This window comes from Lederbergia citrea (genome assembly GCF_018343525.1).
Lineage (GTDB): Bacteria > Bacillota > Bacilli > Bacillales > Bacillaceae_C > Lederbergia > Lederbergia citrea.
Genome location: NZ_JAGYPH010000001.1, coordinates 1,210,954 through 1,234,305, shown reverse-complemented (window position 1 = coordinate 1,234,305; position 23,352 = coordinate 1,210,954). Strand labels below are relative to the sequence as shown.

The window sequence follows — 23,352 nt, the reverse complement described above, 5'->3', positions numbered from 1 at the left end:
TCAGAAAGGGATTTGTATGGATATTTTATTTGTAGGCGATGTAGTTGGTTCACCAGGTAGGGACATGGTTAAGGAGTATTTACCGAAACTGAAAAGGAAATATCGTCCGCAATTAACGATTGTGAACGGTGAAAATGCTGCGGGTGGAAGAGGGATAACAGAAGAGATTTATAAGCAATTTTTAGAAGCCGGGGCAAATGCCATCACATTAGGTAACCATGCCTGGGACAACAAGGCCATATTTGAATTCATTGATAAAGCAAAGTATATAGCTAGACCAGCTAATTTCCCCGAAAACACTCCAGGTACCGGATTGGTTTTTTTAAGAATAAATGCGCTTGAAGTTGCAATCATCAACTTGCAAGGAAGAACATTCATGCCTCCTTTGGATTGTCCTTTTAAAAAAGTCGATGAATTAATTGAGATCGCGAAGCAACGAACGGATATTATTTTCATTGATTTTCATGCAGAAGCAACGAGTGAAATGCAAGCGATGGGCTGGTATGTTAACGGCAGAGCAACGGCAGTGGTAGGTACACATACACACGTACAAACAGCCGATCATCGCATACTTCCTGATGGAACAGCCTATATGACAGATGTCGGTATGACTGGTCCATATGATGGTATTCTTGGTATGGAAAGAGAGGCTGTGCTTCACAAATTCCTTACAGGCTTGCCTGTCCGTTTTGAAGTACCGAAGAGCGGCAGAAAACAATTAAGCGCCTGTATAATTACCGTTGATGATAAAACTGGAAAAGCGGTAACAATAAAGCCCATTCTTATCAATGATGACCAGCCTTTCTTTACTGAATAATTCCCATTTCTTAGCTCCTCGGTTTTGGACAAACCGGAATAGTTCATAAATCTCCTGAATATAGTAGCAATGGAAGGGTTTACCGCGATTGTGGTGTGATAGGGCAATCGCTATGGGGAAATGACAAGGAGGAACAAGAAATGGAAATATTAAAAGTTTCAGCAAAATCCAATCCTAATTCCGTAGCGGGTGCGCTGGCAGGTGTTCTCCGTGAGAGAGGCAATGCAGAGATTCAGGCAATCGGAGCCGGGGCATTGAATCAAGCAGTGAAGGCAGTAGCTATCGCAAGAGGTTTTGTCGCCCCGGGTGGTGTGGATTTAATTTGTATTCCCGCATTTACTGATATTTTAATCGATGGAGAAGAAAGAACAGCGATCAAGCTCATTGTAGAACCAAGATAGGTATAATAGTTTGAGCGAGCAAGGTGGATTAACTGCAGGCATTTATATGTTAAAAAAGGGCTTGTTTGCAAATATGCAAACAGGTCTTTTCGAATTTTATGCAACAATTGTCGGCGTATGTTGTATTCGAAAATAAAAGGCTTTATACTAATAGAGTGTATGGACATATTTTTTTGAAATAATTTTAATATAAATGATAATGAACATTTTCGGCATTCTCGATTTTGTTTTAGTAAAGAAAGGGGATTTTCATGAACGAGAAACAACGTTTAGAAAGTCAACAAATCACAAGCGAAACGGCTAAAAAGGAAAAGGATTATAGCCAATATTTCCAAGCGGTCTATACGCCTCCATCATTAAAGGATGCAAAAAAAAGGGGCAAGGAAGAAATTAAGTACCATAAGGATTTTGAAATTGATGAACAATTTCTCAACATGGGAAAAGGCCGGAAATTTTATATTAGGACTTACGGGTGTCAAATGAATGAACACGATACTGAAGTAATGGCAGGCATTTTCATGGAACTCGGCTATGAGCCTACCGATTCAGTCGACACTGCGGATGTCATCCTTTTAAATACATGTGCTATTCGTGAAAATGCGGAAAATAAGGTGTTTGGTGAACTAGGTCACTTGAAGCCTCTTAAGCTAGAAAGACCAGACCTGGTTATTGGCGTATGTGGCTGTATGTCCCAAGAGGAGTCTGTTGTTAATAGAATTCTTGAAAAGCATCAGTTTGTCGATATGATTTTTGGGACGCATAATATTCACCGTTTACCGCAAATTTTAAGCGAAGCTTATATGTCTAAGGAAATGGTCATTGAAGTATGGTCAAAAGAAGGCGATGTTATTGAAAACTTGCCGAAAATACGCCGCGGTAATATTAAAGCCTGGGTAAATATTATGTATGGCTGTGATAAATTTTGCACATACTGCATCGTTCCATATACGCGAGGAAAAGAGCGCAGCAGACGACCGGAAGATATTATTCAGGAAGTTCGCCAGTTAGCAGCTCACGGCTATCAAGAAATAACTTTGCTTGGGCAAAACGTAAATGCTTATGGTAAAGATTTCGATGATATGGAGTATCGGCTTGGTGACTTGATGGATGAATTACGGAAAATTGATATTCCACGGATTCGCTTTACAACAAGCCATCCACGTGATTTTGACGATCATTTAATCGAAGTGTTAGCTAAAAAAGGAAACTTGGTTGAACATATTCATTTACCGGTTCAATCAGGTTCAAGCGATATCTTGAAAATTATGGCGCGTAAATATACACGAGAACAATTTCTTGAGCTTGTCCGAAAAATTAAAATAGCCATTCCTGACGTATCGTTGTCAACAGACATCATTGTCGGCTTTCCTAATGAAACAGATGAACAGTTTGAAGAAACGATCTCTCTGTATCGTGAGGTAGGCTTCGAAACCGCTTATACATTTATCTATTCACCAAGGGATGGTACACCGGCTGCCAAGATGAAGGACAACGTACCAATGGAAGTGAAAAAAGCACGACTTCAACGCTTAAATGATCTCGTTAATGAGATGTCTCGTGAAGCAATGAGAAAATACGAAGGGCAAATCGTTGAAGTGCTTGTAGAAGGTGAAAGTAAGAACAATCCTGAAGTCCTTGCAGGTTACACAAGAAAAAATAAACTTGTAAACTTTAAAGGGCCGAAGTCGGCAATCGGAAAATTAGTAAAAGTGAAAATAAAAGCTTCTAAAACGTGGACGCTTGATGGAGAAATGTTAGAAGCACAAGAACCAGTAGAGGTGATGTAACATGGGGAAATATACAAAAGACGATATATTAAAACAAGCTCATGAGCTGGCAAAGATGATTGCAGATACCGAAGAAGTGGATTTCTTTAAACGTGCCGAAGCGCAAATAAATGAAAATCAAAAAGTTCGCGAGATGATTGCCAGTATGAAGAGCTTACAAAAGCAAGCGGTGAATTTCCAACATTATGGAAAAGAAAGAGCACTTCATTTGATTGAAGAAAAAATCGACAATCTGGAAAAAGAAATAGATGAAATTCCAATTGTACAGGAATTTAAGCAATCACAGGTTGATGTAAATGATTTACTTCAACTTGTCGCTTCAGCAATATCCAATAAGGTGACTGATGAAATCTTAATTTCCACTGAAGGTGATTTGCTCACTGGTGAAACAGGATCTAAATTAAGAAGCGGTAATTCAAGCTGTTCATAATATTATTCCAGAAGGCCATTCCTAACATAGAAGGGAATGGCTTTTTTCTTAACTTAGAAAACTATAAAATATCACAATGTAGATATAAGTTTAAACAAAGTGAGTAGTCGTCCAGCTACAGCGCCTAGCCCCTCGAGGTCAAATAACCTGATCCAATAAAAGTCAAGACCGGACTTTTGTTGGATCAGAACATTTGCTTGTCGGGGCTGACCAAGGCGCTTGCGCTTTTGTTCTAATAATCCCCTCAACACATTCCATTCTTTAGCATAGGTTATCGTAGTGACACCGGGCTATTGGGCGCTTGTAATAAGCACACTAGTCTAGATAAATGCATAGGATGAAGGGAAAATGAATGAGGAGGGTTCGCTCGAATGGCAGAATACAGAGAAATAATAACTAAAGCGGTCGTTGCGAAGGGGCGTAAATTTACGCAATCCAATCATGCGATCAGCCCGCAGCATCATCCTTCGAGCATTTTAGGCTGCTGGATTATCAATCATAAGTATGAAGCACGCAAGGTCGGCAAAACAGTCGAGATTAGCGGCTCATTTGATATGAATGTTTGGTATTCCCATCATGATAACACGAAAACATCTGTAGCTACTGAGAGAGTTGAGTACAAAGATGTGATCAAACTTCATTATCATGATCCAGATTGCATGGATGATAAAGAAGTTGCGGCAAAGGTTCTTCAACAGCCTAATTGCATCGAGGCAGTCATTTCCAAGAAAGGGAATAAAATTCTCGTTAGTACAGAAAGGGAATTTCTTGTAGAGGTGATTGGAGAAACAAAAGTATGTGTGGCGATCCATCAAGGAGAATGTCCATGTGACGATGATGATGACTGGGCTGAAGAATTAGATGATAGTGAACTAGAAGAAATTAATCCTGACTTCCTAGTTGCAAATGAAAATGAGTAAAGGGATCGAAAAGAATTTTTGAATACCGGCCATATCGGGAAGACGCCCTCTTCCCGATATTTTTCTTAAATTGCTATAATTTAAGAACTGAAGAGTGTTTCTTTGATATGTTATACTAGTCAGGATAGAGTTTTTGAACGGAAAGGAAATTGGTACATATGCATCAATATACGCCGATGATTCAACAATATTTACGAGTAAAGGCAGAATATCTAGATGCCTTTTTATTTTTTCGCCTAGGCGATTTCTATGAAATGTTTTTTGAAGATGCGCTAAAGGCTTCGCAGGAACTGGAAATTACGTTAACTAGCCGGGAAGGTGGTTCTGAAGACCGCATACCAATGTGTGGAGTTCCATATCATGCAGCTGCAGGTTATATTGAACAACTCGTCCAAAAAGGCTATAAAGTAGCAATTTGTGAGCAAACTGAAGATCCAAGGCAAGCGAAAGGGGTTGTAAAGCGGGAAGTTGTCCAGCTGATTACCCCCGGCACTGTCATGGAAGGAAAAGGTTTGCAAGAAAAAGAGAATAACTATATTGTCTCGATTTCCATGTACACTGGATCTTCATTTGGAATTGCTTATAATGACTTATCTACTGGGGAGAGCAGAGCGTCAATCATCAATGGTTCATCTGATCTACTGCTAAATGAAGTTTCCACCATCGGTGCTAAAGAAGTGGTAGTTGATTCTAATTTTGATCAAATTCTTTTGAAAACAATTAAAGATCGTTGCAATGCTATTATTTCAATTGAAGATAAGGTAGAAAATAATAAAGAGTTTAGTGAAATACTTTCAGAACTTGTTACTGACGAATTACAATCTCCGGCGCTCAGGCTCCTTCATTATTTAAAGAAGACACAAAAACGAAGCCTAGACCATTTACAGCCATTTTCTGTATATGAAACAAACCATTTTATGAAAATAGATTATTATTCTAAAAGAAATCTCGAATTAACAGAATCAATCCGCGGGAAAGGCAGCAAAGGTACGTTATTATGGCTGCTGGATGAAACGGCGACTGCCATGGGTGGGAGAATGCTAAAACAATGGATCGATCGCCCCTTAATTAGCGAATCAGATATTACTAAACGACTGGAACTTGTTGAAACGATGATTCAACATTATTTTGAGCGGCAAGATCTTCGCGAACTATTAAAAGGAGTCTATGATCTCGAACGGCTTGCGGGTCGAGTCGCATTTGGCAATGCAAATGCGAGGGACTTTATTCAACTTAAAAACTCGCTACTGCAGATCCCTGCCATTATCCAACTGATTCAGCAACTAAATCAAAATGACGCTGACGAACTTGCGGGAGAACTTGATCCGTGTGACGATTTAACTAATCTTCTTGAACAGTCAATCATGGACAACCCTCCTTTAACAGTGAAAGAAGGAGGCATCATTAAAGACGGTTTTCATAAAGAATTAGATACGTACCGAGATGCAAGCAGGAACGGAAAGAATTGGATTGCAGAGCTAGAGCGTGAAGAAAGACAGCGAACAGGTATTAAATCACTCAAAGTAGGATATAATCGCGTGTTTGGCTACTATATAGAGGTTACTCGCGCAAATGTCCACCTTCTAGAGGAAGGACGTTATGAACGAAAGCAAACGTTAACGAATGCAGAACGCTATATCACCCCTGAATTGAAAGAAAAAGAGGCACTTATCCTTCAGGCTGATGAAAAATGTGTTGATCTGGAATATTCATTATTTATGGAAATTCGCGAATCAGTGAAAACGTTCATTCCAAGACTTCAAAAAGCCGCAAAAATAATCAGTGAGCTGGATGTATATCAAAGTTTTGCGACGGTGAGTGAAGCCCGTCACTATGTAAGGCCAACATTTAATAAGAAAAGAGAAATCAAACTGACAGATGGCAGACATCCGGTCGTTGAAAAGGTGATGGGTTCACAAGAATATGTTCCTAATGATTGCATAATGGATAGTGAAAAGGAAGTCCAACTCATAACTGGTCCAAATATGTCAGGAAAAAGCACATATATGAGGCAAATCGCACTAACCGCCATTATGGCACAAATTGGCTGTTTTGTGCCGGCAGTTTCGGCAGAAATACCAATATTCGATCAAGTGTTTACTAGAATTGGTGCAGCTGATGATTTAATCGCTGGCCAAAGTACATTTATGGTTGAGATGCTCGAAGCGAAAAATGCGATTACAAATGCAACCAAGGATAGTTTAATTTTATTTGATGAAATTGGCCGCGGCACATCGACATACGACGGGATGGCACTCGCGCAGGCAATTATTGAATATATACACGATAGGATTGGTGCGAAAACCCTGTTTTCAACCCATTATCATGAATTAACAGCGCTGGAAGAAAAGCTGGAGCGTTTAAATAACATCCATGTAAGTGCAATTGAACAGCAAGGGAAACTAGTTTTTCTCCATAAAGTAAAAGCAGGACCCGCTGATAAAAGTTACGGGATTCATGTAGCAGAACTTGCAGAGCTGCCAAAGGAACTCATTGATCGTGCAGCTGATATTCTTACCGAACTTGAAAGTGAGAATAAAAATAAAACAAAAACAAAAGAAACTGATCAAAGTAGTCAGCATTTAAACGAACAGCTTGCTTTCTTTGGCGAACCAGCAGCCACTAAAAAGGAGCTTGGCCCGGAATATAAAGTGATAGAGGAGATTCGCACCGCAAAATTACTTGAAATGAATCCGTTACAAGCGATGAATTTCCTATATGAGATCCAAAAGAAGTTAAATTAGTAATAAGGGAGCGGGGCAAATGCATGAAATCATTGAACTAAATGATGCACTTTCCAATAAAATAGCTGCGGGTGAAGTTGTCGAACGCCCTGCCTCTGTAGTAAAGGAATTAGTAGAAAATGCGATTGATGCCGAGAGCACTGTTGTCGAGATCGATGTAGAAGAAGCAGGACTCGGTCTGATACGTGTCATAGATAATGGTAAGGGTATCGGTGAGGATGACGCGATCAGGGCGTTTAAACGCCATGCTACAAGCAAGATTAAAGATGAGAATGATTTATTCCGCATAAGAACATTAGGTTTTCGTGGCGAGGCTCTTCCGAGTATCGCATCTGTATCACATCTTGAGATTGTGTCCGCTAAGTCTGGTGCAGATGGAACGAAAGTAATTCTTGAAGGCGGGAAGGTCATCACCCAAGAAAAAGCAGGTGGCAGAAAAGGAACAGATATAAGTGTTTCGAACTTATTTTTTAATACACCTGCACGATTGAAATATTTGAAAACCATTCATACTGAAATTGGCCATATTTCAGATATTATCAATCGGCTCGCTCTTGCTCATCCAGATGTATCAATTCGACTCCGTCACAATGAACGGGTTTTACTCCATACAAATGGCAATGGTGATGTAAGGCAAGTGCTAGCAGCCATTTATGGAGTAAATATAGCTAAAAATATGATTCCCATTCAATCGCAGTCTCTTGATTATTCAATATCCGGATATATTACCCTTCCTGAAGTAACTCGTGCATCACGGAATTATATATCAACGATGATTAACGGTCGCTTCATCAGGAACTACTCACTCGTTAAGGCCATACTTGAGGGATATCATACCTTATTGCCAATTGGCCGTTATCCAATTGTGCTTTTAGCGATTGAGATGGATCCCTTACTTGTTGATGTGAATGTCCATCCGGCAAAAATGGAAGTACGATTAAGTAAGGAATTAGAATTGAATAATCAAATATCCGCCTTAATTAAGACGGCATTTAAAAAAAGGGAATTAATACCTCATGGTGTTGCCCCTGTTAAAAGAAGAGAGTTTGTATCGGAACAAACAACATTAAGCCTCGAAAATCAATCTAATAATAAACCAAAAACTAACGAGGTACGTAACAGAACTAGTAATTTTAGCTACCAAAAGGAACAGCTTTTGCCTTCAGAAGAAATGAAAAAATTATATGAACCGGAAGAAAAGCAGATCGTGGTTGATGATGAGATACCGGTGGAAAATACAATCGCGGAATCAACAGCTGTTATTCATCAACAACTGGATGACGAGCAATCACCTAAAACGGACAAAAGGGTCCCTGCTTTATATCCGATCGGTCAAATGCATGGCACATATATATTCGCTCAAAATGAACGGGGATTATATATGATCGATCAGCATGCAGCACAAGAACGAATTAAATATGAATATTATCGGGAGAAAGTAGGTCAAGTGGAAAATGAGCTTCAAGAACTACTCGTACCATTGACGCTTGAATTTTCCCCTGATGAGTTTTTAAAAATTGAAGAAAGCAAACAACAGTTAGAACAAGTGGGAATTTTCCTTGAGGATTTTGGTATGAATAGCTATATTGTTCGGTCTCATCCACAATGGTTCCCAGTGGGACAGGAAAAAGAAACCATTGAAGAAATGATTGAACAGCTGCTTTCAATGAAACGGATTGACATCAAAAAACTGCTAGAAGAAGCAGCGATCATGATGAGTTGTAAAGCCTCAATCAAAGCAAATCAATATTTGAGAAACGATGAAATTCAGGCATTACTTAATGAACTGAGAAACACCGAAGATCCATTTACCTGCCCACACGGACGACCAATCATAATCCACTTCTCAACAAACGAAATGGAAAAAATGTTCAAAAGAATAATGTGACAAGTGCCTGTCACCACCCGCTTTTTGTTGGATTTTGTCGAACGTGAAAGTGGTGACAGGCAAGAATGAAAAGTCATGAAACTTTCTTATTTGGATTGGTCATATTGTTTTTGTTTGCGGTAAGATATTAGTAGTATGAATTCTTCCTATCTATAATTTTTAGGAGCGGATAAAGTTGACTGTTTTATTAATTATCGCTGCGGTATTCACAATTATTGTTGCTCTTGTGGGCACACTTCTTGTCGGAAAAGATATAAACTCAAAAATGCAACAATATGAAGCTGAAGGGGATACACTAGAGAATGAACTTGCTAGATCCCATGAATATGAATCAAGCTCTTTGCGTGTTAATATAAAATCCCTTTCATGGATATATGTAGCCCTGGGCATTGTTGTATTTTTAGTTTGCCTTGGCATTTTCTTTTACTAAAACACCTGAAAACTCAGGTGTTTTTTACATATATTCATATAAACCATAACTTTATTATGTAAACAGTCATTCGTATTGAGTATATATTGATTCCAATTTTGTTATAATTATGAGGGGAACGAGTAATCGGAAAATAGCTGAAACAGCTATCACCATTTAGAAAACGAAAGCAGTGAAATTACGATGGATAATAAGCAAAAGTTAATTGTCTTAGTAGGACCTACAGCAGTAGGAAAAACAAAACTAAGCATTGCGATAGCGAAAGCATTCAATGGAGAAATTATTAGTGGGGATTCAACGCAAATTTATAAAGGAATGGACATCGGTACTGCTAAAATCATGCCCAATGAAATGGAAGGGATTCCACACCATCTGATTGATATTAAAGAGCCTGAAGAGTCTTTTTCAGTTGCGGAATTTCAAAGCTTGGTCCGAGAAAAAATTTCCGAGATTAATAATCGCGGTGCTATCCCTATTATCGTAGGAGGAACAGGTCTTTACATACAAGCTGTTTTATATGATTACCAGTTTTCGGAAGGACCCGGTGACACAGAATTCAGAGCAGAACTTGAAAAACAGGCGATGGAGGGGGAAAGTAAAGCTCTATATGAACAACTGGAAAAAATTGATCCGGAAAGCGCGAAGAAAATTCATCCAAATAATTATAGAAGAGTGATTCGTGCATTAGAGGTTTATCGCAGTACAGGTAAAACAATGACCGAGTTACAACAAAACCAAATGAAATCAATGTTATATAACACAGCTCTAATAGGCCTTTCAATGGATAGAGAAAAATTATATAATCGAATTAATAAACGGGTCGACTTGATGATGGAGGAAGGCCTCCTAAAGGAAGTCGAAGATCTATATGAAAGAGACATTAAAAATGTTCAATCAGTAAAAGCAATTGGATATAAAGAGCTTTATGATTATTTGGACGGTCATACTACATTTGAAGGTGCCGTCGATAAATTAAAACAAAACACAAGAAATTATGCGAAGAGACAGCTTACTTGGTTTCGCAATAAAATGGATGTTACTTGGTTTGATATGATGGAAGAAAGGGAACACTTGAAAAAAACAGCTAAGATTATTGATTTCATTGCAGGAAAGCTAGAAATAAAATCGAATACATAAGTATAGAGATAAAAGAGGAGGCCAATTATATGAAACAACCTATTAATATTCAAGATCAATTCCTAAACCAACTTCGCAAGGAATCGGTACCAGTTACCGTATTTCTTTTGAACGGTTTCCAATTGCGGGGCCATGTAAAAGGATTCGATAATTTTACAGTTTTGTTTGAGTCCGAAGGGAAACAACAATTAGTATTCAAACACGCAATTTCTACATTCTCCCCTCAGCGAAACGTTCAAATCAATTATGAAGAATAGTCATACCAACGTAAAAAACACGCATATATCTTCTTATGCGTGTTTTTTCTTATATCGCTCCTTCACACAGTATGTAATCTTGTTGCTCTCATATGAATATAATGTACAAAGCTGAAGTGTTCGGCAATCATAAAACAAAAAGGGTGGAACCAAATTCATTTCTGGGCGTATACTGTTTTTGAATGTGAGGTGATGGGCATGAGTGAGCCATTCCGAATGAAGAACAATGGGCAAATCAGCATTATGTTGAACGTTAATAAAAGAGAAAAAGTAAAACAGCTGCCAAACAAAGGGATGTCATCAAAGCCATTATCACATGAACATACAGTCTTGAATGAAATAGAAGCTGAAATGAACGCCCTTGTCGGTTTGGATGAAATCAAAAAAATGATGAAAGAAGTATATGCCTGGATTTATATTAATAAAAAACGTGAAGCAGCAGGGTTAAAAGCTGGTCAACAAGTCCTCCATATGATGTTTAAAGGAAACCCCGGTACAGGAAAAACTACCGTTGCACGCCTAATCGGCAAGCTATTTCAAAGAATGGATGTTTTACCAAAAGGTCATCTCATTGAAGCGGAACGAGCAGATCTCGTGGGAGAATATATCGGTCATACTGCTCAAAAAACTCGTGATCTTATTAAAAAAGCGGCTGGTGGAATTTTATTTGTTGATGAAGCCTATTCACTTGGGCGCGGTGGGGAAAAAGATTTCGGTAAGGAAGCAATTGATACTTTAGTTAAACATATGGAAGATAAACAAAATGATTTCATTTTAATTTTAGCCGGATATTCAAGGGAAATGGAGTATTTCTTAAGTTTAAACCCTGGTCTACATTCCCGTTTTCCCCTCGTTTTTCATTTCCCAGATTATACGGTGAATGAATTAATGGAAATTGGCAAACGCATGCTCAATGAAAAAGAATACGGATTGAGTAAGGATGCGGAAACTAAATTAAAAAATCATCTTTTATATGTAAAAGCAATTAACGCTGACACCTTTTCAAATGGACGCTATGTTCGTAATATAATAGAAAAAGCGATTCGATCCCAGGCGATGAGGCTCTTGTGTGAACCAAATCTAGAAAGAACAATATTATCGTCACTTCTAAGTGAAGATTTTATCTTTTCTGAAGTGGAATGAATTAAGATCATATAGCGGCTGTTCCTAAAGAGGGTCATTCTTTACTTTATGGACAGTCCATTTTCTTATATAATTTTGATAGATTCGTTTTCATAATCGCTTTCTGTTATGATGGGGCTAGAGTAATTAGATGGAAAGAAGGGGATTTTTTGCAAGCGCAAAATAAAGAAAAAGCCATTCTTGTCGGTTGCCAATTGAATGTAAGCGACCGTCATTTTCAGTACTCAATGGAAGAACTCGAGTCATTGGTCACGACTGCACATGGTGAAGTAGTATCAACGCTTTCCCAAAAACAAGAACGATTACATCCATCTACATACATAGGCAAAGGTAAAGTTGAAGAACTGCAAATGCTCGAAGAAGAGCTAGAGCCGGAATTAATTATTTTTAACGATGAATTATCTCCAAGTCAGCTTCGAAATCTCCAAGAAAAATTAACTGCAAGAGTATTGGATCGTACACAGCTTATTCTTGATATTTTTGCCCAGCGAGCTAGATCAAAGGAAGGAAAACTGCAAGTGGAATTAGCTCAACTCCAATATTTATTACCTCGATTGGCAGGACAAGGAATTTCACTTTCAAGGCTTGGTGGGGGAATTGGAACTAGAGGACCCGGTGAAACAAAACTTGAGTCAGATCGCCGTCATATTCGTCGCCGGATCGATGAAATAAAAAAGCAACTTCATGTTGTGGTAGAGCATAGGGAGAGATACAGGGAAAGACGGAAACGCAATAAAGCTTTTCAAATTGCCATAGTTGGTTATACAAATGCGGGAAAATCCACGTTATTTAACAGACTATCCATAGCAGAATCGTTCGAAGAGGATCAACTTTTCGCAACGTTAGATCCGATGACTAGAAAACTGGTATTACCAAGTGGCTATGCCGCCATTATTACTGATACCGTTGGATTTATTCAAGATTTGCCAACTGCGCTGATCGCTGCATTCCGCTCAACTTTAGAGGAAGTAAGGGAAGCGGATCTATTACTCCATGTAGTAGATAGTTCAAATCCTGATTATGAAAACCATGAAAAAACGGTTCAACAACTATTGAACGATTTGGATATGGATCATTTGCCTCAGCTTACTGTCTATAATAAAGCAGATGAAATGCATGGAGATTTTGTTCCAAGCTCAGGAGAAATATTGATCATGAGTGCATTTCAGGAAGAGGATAGAAACGAACTAAAGAAAAAAATCGAAGATATGGCTGTTTCTAATATGAATTTCTACAATGTTGTTGTTCCATCTAATGAAGGACGCCTACTATCCGTATTAAAGAATGATACGATTTTACGAGAACTCATATTTAGAGAAGAAGATCAAGCCTATCAATGTAAAGGATATGTCCAGGCAGATCATCCTGTCTCGGGAGCATTAAAATTATATGGTATTTAAAGGAGTACAGCATCATGTATCAAACATTAATGAATAGTCATACTTTAGGCCCGATCATCGAAGAGGTGGAGGAACAAATTTCCTCTGTACACCGAGAAATCGACCGAATGATTGAAATGAACCAATATCGTGTTTTAAAAAGCTTTCAAGAGCATCGGGTAAGTGATACTTATTTTACACCGTCCACAGGTTATGGCTATGACGATATTGGAAGAGATGCCCTTGAGAAAATATATGCAGATGTATTTGGGGCAGAAGCAGGGCTAGTTCGCCCACAGATCATCTCGGGAACGCATGCTATCTCCATCGCGTTATTTGGCGTCTTACGTCCTGGTGATAAACTTTTATATATTACGGGAAAACCGTATGATACTCTTGAAGAAATAGTTGGGCTTCGAGGTGTTGACAACGGTTCATTGAAAGATTTCGGGATCGGTTATGCCTGTGTAGATTTAACGGAAAATGGGGAAATAGATTTTAAAGCGGTACAACAATCGATGAAGTCGAATACGAAGATGATCGGAATTCAACGCTCAAAAGGCTATGCTGAAAGACCTTCTTTTACCATTGAGGAAATTAAAGAGATGATTCGCTTTGTAAAAGAAATTAACCCGGAAGTTGTTGTTTTTGTTGATAATTGCTATGGGGAGTTTGTCGAAGAATATGAGCCATGCCATGTCGGCGCAGACTTAATGGCAGGCTCGCTTATAAAAAACCCGGGTGGTGGTATTGTAAAAACAGGTGGGTACATAGTAGGTACAAAAAAATGGGTTGAAGCTTGTTCCTATCGAATGACTTCACCAGGCATTGGTGCTGAAGCAGGAGCGTCCTTATACAGTTTATTGGAAATGTATCAAGGCTTCTTCTTAGCCCCCCATATTACAGGACAAGCCTTAAAAGGCGCCGTTTTTACATCTGCCATACTCGAACGTATAGGATTGAACACTTCTCCGAAATGGGATGCAAAGCGGACGGATTTAATTCAGTCGGTCCAATTTACTAATGAACAGATGATGATTGAATTTTGTCAGGCTATTCAGGCTGCATCACCTGTTGATTCTTATGTGACCCCATACCCAAGCTATATGCCCGGCTATGAAGATGATGTCATTATGGCAGCAGGTGCATTTATCCAAGGATCAAGCATTGAATTATCAGCAGATGGCCCGATCAGACCTCCATATACTGCATATGTTCAGGGAGGATTAACTTATGCACATGTAAAAATTGCCATTGTCACTGCTCTTAATCGATTGATAGAAAAAGGTTTAATTACAATTCAATAAGTGAATATGTATAAAAGACAGCTTTTTTTGCTGTCTTTTTTTGAAAAAGTTTTGTAAAATTTTAGAGTACATTTTTCATCATGAGATTAAACTTTATTTTGTAGGAGGACATTGGGAAAATGGGGATGTTTACGAAGGAAAGTATTGCACAGCTAGCCGAAGAACAGAACGTCAAGTTTGTGCGGCTGCAGTTTACGGATATTTTAGGAACGGTGAAAAATGTCGAGATTCCGATCAGTCAATTAGGAAAAGCATTAGATAATAAGATGATGTTTGATGGCTCTTCGATTGAAGGTTTTGTTCGGATTGAAGAATCGGATATGTATCTTTATCCAGACCTAGATACATGGGTAATATTTCCATGGACTGCTGAAAAAGGAAAAGTTGCAAGATTAATATGTGATGTTTATAACTCCGATTTACAGCCGTTTGCAGGAGACCCAAGAAGTAATTTAAAGAGAGTATTGAAGGAAATGGAAGGATATGGTTTTACGAACTTTAATCTTGGTCCTGAACCTGAATTCTTTTTATTTAAATTAGATGATAACGGCGATCCGACCCTTGAATTGAATGACAACGGCGGTTATTTTGACCTTGCTCCAACGGATCTTGGTGAAAATTGCCGCCGTGATATAGTGCTTGAACTAGAAGAAATGGGATTTGAAATTGAAGCTTCACATCACGAGGAAGCTCCAGGACAGCATGAAATTGACTTTAAATATGAGGATGCAATAAAAGCATGCGACCAAATCCAAACGTTCAAGCTAGTCGTGAAGACCATCGCCCGAAAGCACGGGCTTCACGCAACATTCATGCCAAAGCCATTATTCGGGGTAGCGGGTTCAGGAATGCATTTTAATATGTCTTTATTTAGAAATGGTGAAAATGCATTTTTTGATGAATATGGCGAGATCAAGATGAGTGAAACAGCTTTTCAATTTTTAGCAGGTATTATTAAACATGCTCCAGGATTTACGGCGATCACGAATCCGACAGTCAATTCTTATAAACGACTAGTTCCTGGTTACGAGGCACCATGCTATATTGCTTGGTCTGCACAAAATAGAAGTCCACTCGTAAGGATTCCTTCTTCACGCGGGTTGAGTACTCGAATTGAAGTGCGCAGTGTCGATCCAACAGCAAATCCATATTTGGCCATGGCCGTGTTATTAAAAGCAGGACTAAGCGGGATAGAAGATCAATTGACTCCACCGCACTCAGTGGACAAAAATATTTATATTATGAACAAGAATGAAAGAATGGCGGAGGGAGTCATTGATCTTCCTTCCAATCTTTATGAAGCCCTAGAACAATTAAAGGTAGACGAAGTTATTAAAGAGGGCCTTGGAAAGCATATTTTTGAAAACTTTATTGAAGCAAAAGAAATTGAGTGGGATATGTTTCGGACGCAAGTACATCCGTGGGAAAGGGAGCAGTATATGAGAATGTATTAATAAGTAAAAGCCTTGGTGCTACTGGTATCAGGGCTTTTATGTTTTGTGGGTGAAATAACAATTAATCATTATTTCGAAATACACCCACGAAACACCCACAAATTATCTTAAAATGTTTTTAGTATACTCTTCAAATTTGTTCATCGTATTTTGATCAATTTTCTTAGAAATATGAGCATAAACATCCGCAGTAATTTGTATAGAACCATGCCCTAAACGTTCCTGGATGTATTTCATATCTGCTCCAGCCTCCAACTGGAGAACTGCATGAGTGTGTCTTGTGGAGTGAATCGGTAGGGAAGGAAGACCAGCTTTTTTCAAGATTCTAGAAAATGCATTAAAAAGACTAGACTTTGGCATAAAGTTCCCATCATTTCTACATAAAACTAAATTAAGGTCATGATGATAAACCTCATTCAATGCTAGTTTATTTTGATTTTGATATTTCTTGTGAAAGTGAAGATCATTAGTAAGTGATTGACTCATTGTGATAATTCGTTTAGAATGAAATGTTTTTGTGTCTCCAAATAGCTCAGACATATCTCTAGGCTGAAAATCTAGTGACTTATTAATATTGATGGTACGTTCTTTTAAATCGATATCTGGCCACTGAAGTGCAGCTGCTTCACCCTTACGCATACCCGTTTCAATTAATATTTTAAAGAAGATCCAATAAATATAATCGTATTTATACGCTTCCTGGAGAAATAATGGGATGTTATTTGAGTCAATAAACTTTATTTCTCTATCTTTATCTTTACCTTTTATAGATACTCCCTTGCATGGGTTATCCTCTACCTTTTTAATAATGACAGCTTTCTCAAATGCGTTATACATTGTGCCGTGTATAATTTCAACAGTTCTCCTGCTGTAACCTTGATCTGAAAGATGGTTTAAAAATTTTTGATACATAATAGGCATAACTTCCTGTAGTAATATATTTTTAAAATAGGGAAGTATATGATTATTAATATTCCTTTCATGCAACTCAAACGTATTTTTGCGTATAGTTCCTCGCTTATATTCAGTAAGCCATGTGTTCAAGTACTCTTTTAACGTGATGGGAGACTGTTCTATACCAGCTAATAGCCTTTTTTCCATCCCTTGTGCAGCATAACGCGCTTCAGATTTAGATGTAAATCCACGTTTTGACTTTTCCTTATGTTTTTGGGTAATAGGATCTTTGTATTTTATTCGATATTCCCAATTCTTTTTACCATGTTGCCTATAACTGATTCCCATAGTTCTAAACCTCCCTATTTTATATATCAGTACAGCAAACAATGAAAATGGCTTTTACGCCAATTTATGTAATTTTGTGTATTCTTCAAATTTATTCATTGCGTTCTTTTCAATCTCTTTTGAAATTTATAAATATAATATCAGTTTTATCTTGCATAACCTAAACATTCATTAAAGTGCTACGATAAAAAAGTCCCACCCTATCCCATTGTGATTTGGGCTTCTTATTTTGTTCTAAACATTCCAAGACTAAATTTTTTTCCATCCTTGGGGACTCTAGATTGCCATCGCCATTATTTAATTTTTAAATGTAGCAATGATTTACCCACCATTTACTAATCCTCTGTATTTGGAACAGAAATTAAATTAGGTGATGAAACCTATTTTTTTAGAAGTCCATTATCATAGAAGGTTGAGGTAGAGCCACACATTGGACAAAAACGGGCGTTGTAATCCAAAATTTCTCCGCAGCCTCCATCATGTTCATGCCATTTAATGGTTAACTTATTATAATCATCATCGCTAATATTAAAACCTGTACATTTATTAATTAGATATGTCCCACAATAAATACAGTATTTAAAGTCCGGTTTTTCCACGTTATTATTACAATTTGGACACTTTTTAACTGTGATAGGAATCCCCTCGGTATTATTTTGACCCAACCCGTTCATCTTTTCTATAAAGTCGGAGAATTGTATCCGTATAGGATGATCTTCAGAATAATGGATGTTAAATTCTTTTTTACCTTTTGTTAAAAATTTTTTTACTTGTTTTGATGCGGAAGGGGTAAGATCGCATAAATTGGATATAGCTTTTTCATCAAACACATTTAGTGCCCTTAATACAGGCGGCGGTGCAAGGAGTTCCCTCGTAAATGCATTTGCTTCACTTTCCACAATATAACTTTCTGTTTCAGAAAGACTTTTACCATTTGAAAGGGAACAATTTGTTTGGTGTAGATGTTCTAGCATATAATGACCTAATTCATGTGCAAGTGTCCAGTTAATCTTTTTTTTCGATACAACATTTTCATTATAGGCAATAACATATTTTTTTCGATTACTTAAATATCGTATCACACCATCTCTAGAGCCATTCGTATCACTGATTTCTTTTTCTGTAAGATTGGTTATTTTTTTCATTTGGTTGTAAGTAAGTAATTTAATGTCGGAAATGGAATCTATAATGGAACTTACTTTGACTGGTAATTCCGTTACACGATGTTGAATTAATACATCCCTTGCCATTTTTTGTGCTAGATTATAATTTGGTTTAGTCCTCTTCATCATCAAACAACTCCTCAAATGTTGCTTCAAGGATTTTTATTGCCTTTTTTCTTTGTTCTGGTGTCAATTTACGTCCGTATCTGTTAAGTGTTCTGTAATCCTCATCATCTTCTTGCGTTGTCATATCTGTTTTTAAAGGATAATCAGTCCTTCCCATTAGGTAATCAGTATCTACGTTGAAAACCATTGCAATCTTATTAATTGTATCTAAAGGTGGAACCTTTGTTCCATTTTCATAGGCAGTATAGGTAACTCTTGCTACCCCAATAAGATCAGCAACATACTTTTGTGTCCACTTTTTATTTTTATTTTTTCGTTCATCACGGAGTTTTTTTAATCGGAGAGAAAATTTACTCACACTTATCACTCTACTTTCTCCTATATTACTTTATATTATAAAGGTTTCCTAGAGTAACGTCATCAATTGTTCCTAACAGTATAATTTAGTATTCAATATGTATTGACATGTTCCCTAGGGTAACGTATAATAAATTACAATAAATGTTCCCAAGGGGAACAAGTGGGGCGGGTATTCAGTGAGAATGGCTAAAGCTGTTTTGTGATAAGAGAGGATTAACTCAAAAAGAAGGTTGCTCATTTGTCCTACATTTCAAGAAGCCATTATACAAAAATTGAGCAAGGTATAAAATTGCCATCTGTTCCCGCTGCTAAAGAAATAGCCCAAACTCTGAAGATTGATTAAGTAATTTTTTAAATGAATGTGGTTCTTTATAGGAACCAAATAAAACCTTGGATGGTGATGATAGTGATTAAAATTCAGGTTGATGAAAGTGAAATCAGGCAAATGTACCAAGATGCAATTGAGAGCAGGCTAGAAAAACTTGATAAAGAAATGGTGTATTGGGATTCCAGCGAATTAAAGAAACGTACCTGTATGAGTTGGAACACCATCCAGAACACATTCTTTTTTGATGACGATTTTCCAAAAATCAAGGTTGGTGGTAAGTGGTACTTTCCTGCGGAAAAAGTAAAGCGATTTCTTGAAGAATGGCTAATTAATAGGAGGTAATGCTTGGGAGGTTACTAGAATGAAAAGTATCTTTAGGATTAGCAAAAATAACAATTTTATAGTTTTGGATAAAACGGAATTGAATGATAGGAATTTGTCCTAGAAAGCGAAAGGTATATTGGCCTTTAACCTATTGGGAATCATCAAAAATGATTAGAAAGGGAAGGAAGGAGATCAATTTGAATACAAAACAAAGGATGAATTTTTACCAAAATAATCGACAGTCTAGATTGTTACGATTAGTTTCCGAAATGAAAAAAAAGGGAATCGCCATTGATTTTGCAAGCCATCCTTATTTTTTAAAAAGTAACAAATGATTCGCCAAAAATGGTGAGTGCAAGGGAGGGAGTAAAGGATGAAGATGCTAGTTAGTGAATCACTAAGTAGTGACCTGGTTTTCGTAGAAGGAAATAAAGTCTTTACTGACAGCTTGACAATTGCGGAAGTTTTTCAAAAAGGTCATGACAAGGTACTGCGGGACATTCGTAATTTAAAATGCTCGGTTAAATTTCGACAAGTCAATTATGGAGAGTCCTCATATAAAAATCGGCAAGGGAGGGTCATGCCAAGTTTCATCATGACATTTGACGGTTTTGCTATGCTAGCCATGGGTTACACCGGGGAAAAGGCCATGCAATTTAAAGAAATGTACATTGAGGAATTTAATCGGACGCGTCACATGTTGGAAAGTCATAACGTAACACTTATATCACATGAACAAAAGATAATCCAAAATGCCGTGCACAAAGTTATTCATACTAACTTTCCATTACTACATGATACTGCAAGAAGGAAATATTTCTCAAAAATTTATTCCGACTTAAAAAAACAATTTGATGTCAATTCCTACCGTGATATCCGAAGGCATGATTTTGAGGACGCTCTTGAGTTTATAAGAAATTGGGATTCACCAAAATTGGAGATTCGGTCACGAAGCAATTATGTCCAGTGAAACGCTGTATAAAAATTTGTTGAAGGTGTAAAAAAAGGAATGTATACATGCTGTGGTTGTTTATTTTGATTGAACCGGTTTTAATACATTTCATAACTAATGCATGCGTAACCAATTATTCATTCATTACCGGGGTTAGGGTAATTTAAGAAATTAGGATGCATATACAGAAAATACGAATCGCCAAAATTGGAGAGTGGGAACGAATGAATGGCAATGTTAAGAAATTCAAAAGTAAGGGGTATGAATCTATTAACAGAAATATGCTACATGATGTGGATAGTCTAAGTTTACAGGCCATTGGGCTCCTTAGCAATTTAACGTCCATGCCTGACAGCTGGACAATCTACAAAACGGAACTTTATAAGAGATATGCCAAAAATGGTCGTACATCCGTGCAAAATGCCTGGAATGAATTGGTGAAGAACAATTACGTTGTTCAACTTAGAAGAAGGGTTGGAAAAAAATTTGAATACGTTTACTATCACTCACAGGAAAAATTCACCCATAAGGACATTAAGGATATTGAAAAAAAAGAGAGTTGTTTAGTTTGGGATGGAAAGAAATCTTCTAATGTTGAATTTCAACATTCCAAAAAAAGTTCGGCTTCTAATGTTGATTTTGGACTTCCCAAAATGGACTTCCCAAAATCAACATATAATAAATTAAGTAATAAAGAGATTAAGTATAAAGATAAAGATAAAGATCTAGATACAATAGATACTGTTGATGCTCTGCAAAATAATTATGATTTCCCTGATTCTTTATCAACGGAAAAGAAAGAGGAATTAAAAGAAAAATACATGGAGCAGGCGTTTTACGATAACCAATTGCGAATTCCCAAAAGATTGGCCGGCATGCTTCAAGTGTTCTCTGGATCACCGGAACAGGCAAAAAAATACTATGAGACAATCCTCCTTGCAAAACATAACTCTGAAAAAGAAATGGACTGTGTTATCTGGTTGGAACATGAGCCAGCGCTTGAACATAAAATCATTCAAGCTTTTAGCCGAGCTGTTAGAAAGATTGAGAAAGAGCGAAATGTGGAGAATAGATTTGGTTATATTTACACAGCCGTATTTGAGTTGTTGACGAAGGAGCTGCGGGATCGGAAACAAAACTATCAAAACGAAAATACAGGTGTTCTTTATAATTGGTTGGACGATGACGATAAACAAAAAATGTAACTCAATGCAGTTAAGAAATATAGATAGACCTTGAAATAGATCATTAAAGTTTTAAAGGGAGGGAAAGAAACGATATGCAGCTTGCTTTTGAACTGATCTCTGAAAATATCCTGTTTGATTACGATGCGAAACAGATGGAAGAACAAGAAATTGAGACCGTAATTGAATATGTGTTAGGAGAATGGATCAGAAAGTATTTCCGAATGAAACTAATGGCAGAAACAACAAAGATTCCGTCAATTACAAGCAGTTATTCAGACATGCCTTTTCATTCCAGTGGTTTTCATAGCTCAACAGAGTCCACTGCCTTAAAGACCCTAACTGCCGAAGAATGGCTTCACTATTTTCATGAAAGGTTAATCAAATTACCTGAAATGCATCAAGAAATCATAGAAAAAAAGTATTTGCAGAGAGGGTATGATGGAAAATATCCACCGGATGATTTGGTTTATCAAGAAATGCATATGGGACGAACTCTGTATTATCAAAAGAAAAAGGAATCTTTGTATTGGTTTGGGTTGGCTTTATTAAGTGGACAAAAGAGGGAAGATTGTTACTAAAAATTAAAGTACTATGATCCACTTTTATTCTTGTATTAAAGGGGTCATCAAATGGGAAGGAAAGGAGTTCAGTCTTTTTAAGCGGCTGGACTCTTTTGTTAACGAAATTTAGAGGAGAAAGGGAATGTAAACTCACTTATTAACAAGTGTACCTTTTGAGTACACTCAAAATGAACAATTTGAAATCTCAATATAATAGGCTATATTATGCTCAATTAGAGTTGTTCATTAAATATTGTTTGAGAATTTAATTATTTTCATAATCTTATAAGTTAACATTATAGAAAATGGTTCCAAGATATAATTAAATATTATTGGGTAATCGGAAAATAGTGTGGAAGAGGGTTAAAAGGTACCCTCTTCCATAGCCTTGATCAATGTGAAAAAATCAGCACCGTTTGATTTAGTGGCATCTAGGGTTATCAAACTATTGAATATTATCGTATCTTTATTTATCAACTTACATTATTGTAAGGTTTTATCTATTTTTCGTTTGATAGTATACTATTGAGCTAATAAAACCATTTTCTATTATATAAAAAATAATGCAAAATATAATAAATAGATTTTATATACTTTAGTGAAATACACATCTAAGTTTCCAAATCTTTAGTTAGGGATTGACATGAAAATTGGAGAAGAATATGATGAAGGAAAACATATCGTAAAAACACGATATGAAAATAAACGAAAGGAGTTCAACTTTTGATTAATGAGGAAATCTTTCGCTTCTTAAAAGCTTTGGCTAGTGAAAAGAGACAGGAAATCATATTTTTATTTTTAAACAGAAATGAGGTAACCGTGAATGAGGTTTCTGAATTAGTTGGTATTGGTCAATCAACGGCTTCTGAGCAATTAGCAATTTTAAAAAAGGCAGGGCTCCTTTCTTCTCGGAAGGAAGGGAAGGAAGTTTTCTACTCAACAGATAGAAATAAAATCATGGAGTTATTACAGAGCTTAAATCAAATACTGACGGATTGTTGTAAGTGAACATGTAG

22 protein-coding genes and 1 pseudogene are annotated in these 23,352 nt (G+C 37.1%); 20 read left to right on the top strand and 3 right to left on the bottom strand.

Annotated elements, in window-relative coordinates; all coding sequences use genetic code 11:
- The first annotated feature begins 16 nt into the window (after positions 1–16).
- From KHA88_RS06420 to glnA, 14 genes are all read left to right on the top strand, one after another.
- Positions 17–817, top strand: a complete 801-nt coding sequence (locus KHA88_RS06420; protein ID WP_213096709.1) for a TIGR00282 family metallophosphoesterase — start codon at positions 17–19, stop codon at positions 815–817.
- A 140-nt stretch (positions 818–957) separates the two neighbouring features.
- Positions 958–1,218 carry a stage V sporulation protein S gene (spoVS, locus tag KHA88_RS06415; RefSeq protein ID WP_213096710.1) on the top strand — a complete coding sequence of 87 codons (261 nt, stop codon included), beginning with the start codon at positions 958–960 and terminating at the stop codon, positions 1,216–1,218.
- A gap of 251 nt (positions 1,219–1,469) precedes the next feature.
- Positions 1,470–3,005: a tRNA (N6-isopentenyl adenosine(37)-C2)-methylthiotransferase MiaB gene (gene miaB, locus KHA88_RS06410; RefSeq protein WP_213096711.1), complete on the top strand. Its 1,536-nt coding sequence runs from the start codon at positions 1,470–1,472 to the stop codon at positions 3,003–3,005.
- Position 3,006: 1 nt separating this feature from the next.
- Complete coding sequence (locus KHA88_RS06405) at positions 3,007–3,435, top strand: YlbF/YmcA family competence regulator (protein ID WP_213096712.1); 429 nt, start codon at positions 3,007–3,009, stop codon at positions 3,433–3,435.
- A gap of 371 nt (positions 3,436–3,806) precedes the next feature.
- A complete protein-coding gene (locus KHA88_RS06400; RefSeq protein ID WP_213096713.1) occupies positions 3,807–4,355 on the top strand; it encodes an outer spore coat protein CotE in 549 nt (182 codons plus the stop codon).
- Between the two features lie 158 nt (positions 4,356–4,513).
- A complete protein-coding gene (gene mutS / locus KHA88_RS06395; protein ID WP_213121635.1) occupies positions 4,514–7,099 on the top strand; it encodes a DNA mismatch repair protein MutS in 2,586 nt (861 codons plus the stop codon).
- Positions 7,100–7,118: 19 nt separating this feature from the next.
- The gene (gene mutL / locus KHA88_RS06390; protein ID WP_213121634.1) at positions 7,119–8,987 is read left to right on the top strand and encodes a DNA mismatch repair endonuclease MutL; all 1,869 of its coding nucleotides are present in this window, start codon (positions 7,119–7,121) and stop codon (positions 8,985–8,987) included.
- Between the two features lie 175 nt (positions 8,988–9,162).
- Complete coding sequence (locus tag KHA88_RS06385) at positions 9,163–9,417, top strand: hypothetical protein (protein ID WP_213096716.1); 255 nt, start codon at positions 9,163–9,165, stop codon at positions 9,415–9,417.
- Between the two features lie 183 nt (positions 9,418–9,600).
- Entirely contained in the window at positions 9,601–10,554 is a 954-nt protein-coding gene (gene miaA / locus KHA88_RS06380; RefSeq protein ID WP_213121633.1) for a tRNA (adenosine(37)-N6)-dimethylallyltransferase MiaA, read from the top strand.
- Positions 10,555–10,583: 29 nt separating this feature from the next.
- Positions 10,584–10,811: an RNA chaperone Hfq gene (gene hfq / locus KHA88_RS06375; protein ID WP_213096718.1), complete on the top strand. Its 228-nt coding sequence runs from the start codon at positions 10,584–10,586 to the stop codon at positions 10,809–10,811.
- A 198-nt stretch (positions 10,812–11,009) separates the two neighbouring features.
- Positions 11,010–11,954 carry a stage V sporulation protein K gene (gene spoVK, locus KHA88_RS06370; RefSeq protein ID WP_213096719.1) on the top strand — a complete coding sequence of 315 codons (945 nt, stop codon included), beginning with the start codon at positions 11,010–11,012 and terminating at the stop codon, positions 11,952–11,954.
- A 149-nt stretch (positions 11,955–12,103) separates the two neighbouring features.
- Positions 12,104–13,354, top strand: coding sequence for a GTPase HflX (hflX, locus tag KHA88_RS06365; RefSeq protein WP_213121632.1), 1,251 nt, complete (start codon positions 12,104–12,106; stop codon positions 13,352–13,354).
- A 14-nt stretch (positions 13,355–13,368) separates the two neighbouring features.
- On the top strand, positions 13,369–14,640 hold the full coding sequence (locus KHA88_RS06360; protein WP_213121631.1) for a methionine gamma-lyase family protein: 1,272 nt from the start codon (positions 13,369–13,371) through the stop codon (positions 14,638–14,640).
- 119 nt (positions 14,641–14,759) lie between these two features.
- On the top strand, positions 14,760–16,094 hold the full coding sequence (glnA, locus tag KHA88_RS06355; protein WP_213121630.1) for a type I glutamate--ammonia ligase: 1,335 nt from the start codon (positions 14,760–14,762) through the stop codon (positions 16,092–16,094).
- Between the two features lie 102 nt (positions 16,095–16,196).
- On the opposite strand, the gene KHA88_RS06350 is transcribed toward glnA, so the two are convergent.
- The 3 genes from KHA88_RS06350 to KHA88_RS06340 all read right to left on the bottom strand — a co-directional run bounded on the left by KHA88_RS06350 (position 16,197) and on the right by KHA88_RS06340 (position 18,992).
- The gene (locus KHA88_RS06350; protein WP_213121629.1) at positions 16,197–17,336 is read right to left on the bottom strand and encodes a site-specific integrase; all 1,140 of its coding nucleotides are present in this window, start codon (positions 17,334–17,336) and stop codon (positions 16,197–16,199) included.
- A 380-nt stretch (positions 17,337–17,716) separates the two neighbouring features.
- Positions 17,717–18,625, bottom strand: a complete 909-nt coding sequence (locus KHA88_RS06345; protein WP_213121628.1) for an ImmA/IrrE family metallo-endopeptidase — start codon at positions 18,623–18,625, stop codon at positions 17,717–17,719.
- Positions 18,612–18,992 carry a helix-turn-helix domain-containing protein gene (locus KHA88_RS06340; protein WP_346729163.1) on the bottom strand — a complete coding sequence of 127 codons (381 nt, stop codon included), beginning with the start codon at positions 18,990–18,992 and terminating at the stop codon, positions 18,612–18,614. The genes KHA88_RS06345 and KHA88_RS06340 overlap by 14 nt, the downstream gene beginning before the upstream one ends.
- 228 nt (positions 18,993–19,220) lie before the next feature.
- On the opposite strand from KHA88_RS06340, the pseudogene KHA88_RS21425 reads away from it, so the two are divergent.
- From KHA88_RS21425 to KHA88_RS06310, 6 genes and pseudogenes are all read left to right on the top strand, one after another.
- Positions 19,221–19,328 (top strand): annotated as a pseudogene (locus tag KHA88_RS21425) (helix-turn-helix domain-containing protein); the annotation flags it as partial.
- Positions 19,329–19,391: 63 nt separating this feature from the next.
- A complete protein-coding gene (locus KHA88_RS06330) occupies positions 19,392–19,655 on the top strand; it encodes a group-specific protein (RefSeq protein WP_213121626.1) in 264 nt (87 codons plus the stop codon).
- 355 nt (positions 19,656–20,010) lie between these two features.
- A complete protein-coding gene (locus KHA88_RS06325; protein ID WP_213121625.1) occupies positions 20,011–20,607 on the top strand; it encodes a Rha family transcriptional regulator in 597 nt (198 codons plus the stop codon).
- A gap of 206 nt (positions 20,608–20,813) precedes the next feature.
- Positions 20,814–21,794, top strand: a complete 981-nt coding sequence (locus KHA88_RS06320; protein ID WP_213121624.1) for a hypothetical protein — start codon at positions 20,814–20,816, stop codon at positions 21,792–21,794.
- Positions 21,795–21,868: 74 nt separating this feature from the next.
- Positions 21,869–22,354, top strand: coding sequence for an ArpU family phage packaging/lysis transcriptional regulator (locus KHA88_RS06315; RefSeq protein WP_213121623.1), 486 nt, complete (start codon positions 21,869–21,871; stop codon positions 22,352–22,354).
- 705 nt (positions 22,355–23,059) lie between these two features.
- Positions 23,060–23,344, top strand: a complete 285-nt coding sequence (locus KHA88_RS06310; RefSeq protein WP_213121622.1) for an ArsR/SmtB family transcription factor — start codon at positions 23,060–23,062, stop codon at positions 23,342–23,344.
- The last annotated feature ends 8 nt before the right edge of the window (positions 23,345–23,352 follow it).

Excerpts from the sequence above, each read along its gene's own strand:
- KHA88_RS06420 (WP_213096709.1), top strand. The coding sequence starts at position 17 with ATGGATATTTTATTTGTAGGCGATGTAGTTGGTTCACCAGGTAGGGAC.
- spoVS (WP_213096710.1), top strand. The coding sequence starts at position 958 with ATGGAAATATTAAAAGTTTCAGCAAAATCCAATCCTAATTCCGTAGCG.
- miaB (WP_213096711.1), top strand. The coding sequence starts at position 1,470 with ATGAACGAGAAACAACGTTTAGAAAGTCAACAAATCACAAGCGAAACG.
- KHA88_RS06405 (WP_213096712.1), top strand. The coding sequence starts at position 3,007 with ATGGGGAAATATACAAAAGACGATATATTAAAACAAGCTCATGAGCTG.
- KHA88_RS06400 (WP_213096713.1), top strand. The coding sequence starts at position 3,807 with ATGGCAGAATACAGAGAAATAATAACTAAAGCGGTCGTTGCGAAGGGG.
- mutS (WP_213121635.1), top strand. The coding sequence starts at position 4,514 with ATGCATCAATATACGCCGATGATTCAACAATATTTACGAGTAAAGGCA.
- mutL (WP_213121634.1), top strand. The coding sequence starts at position 7,119 with ATGCATGAAATCATTGAACTAAATGATGCACTTTCCAATAAAATAGCT.
- miaA (WP_213121633.1), top strand. The coding sequence starts at position 9,601 with ATGGATAATAAGCAAAAGTTAATTGTCTTAGTAGGACCTACAGCAGTA.
- hfq (WP_213096718.1), top strand. The coding sequence starts at position 10,584 with ATGAAACAACCTATTAATATTCAAGATCAATTCCTAAACCAACTTCGC.
- spoVK (WP_213096719.1), top strand. The coding sequence starts at position 11,010 with ATGAGTGAGCCATTCCGAATGAAGAACAATGGGCAAATCAGCATTATG.
- KHA88_RS06360 (WP_213121631.1), top strand. The coding sequence starts at position 13,369 with ATGTATCAAACATTAATGAATAGTCATACTTTAGGCCCGATCATCGAA.
- glnA (WP_213121630.1), top strand. The coding sequence starts at position 14,760 with ATGGGGATGTTTACGAAGGAAAGTATTGCACAGCTAGCCGAAGAACAG.
- KHA88_RS06350 (WP_213121629.1), bottom strand. The coding sequence starts at position 17,336 with ATGGGAATCAGTTATAGGCAACATGGTAAAAAGAATTGGGAATATCGA.
- KHA88_RS06345 (WP_213121628.1), bottom strand. The coding sequence starts at position 18,625 with ATGAAGAGGACTAAACCAAATTATAATCTAGCACAAAAAATGGCAAGG.
- KHA88_RS06325 (WP_213121625.1), top strand. The coding sequence starts at position 20,011 with ATGAAGATGCTAGTTAGTGAATCACTAAGTAGTGACCTGGTTTTCGTA.
- KHA88_RS06320 (WP_213121624.1), top strand. The coding sequence starts at position 20,814 with ATGAATGGCAATGTTAAGAAATTCAAAAGTAAGGGGTATGAATCTATT.
- KHA88_RS06315 (WP_213121623.1), top strand. The coding sequence starts at position 21,869 with ATGCAGCTTGCTTTTGAACTGATCTCTGAAAATATCCTGTTTGATTAC.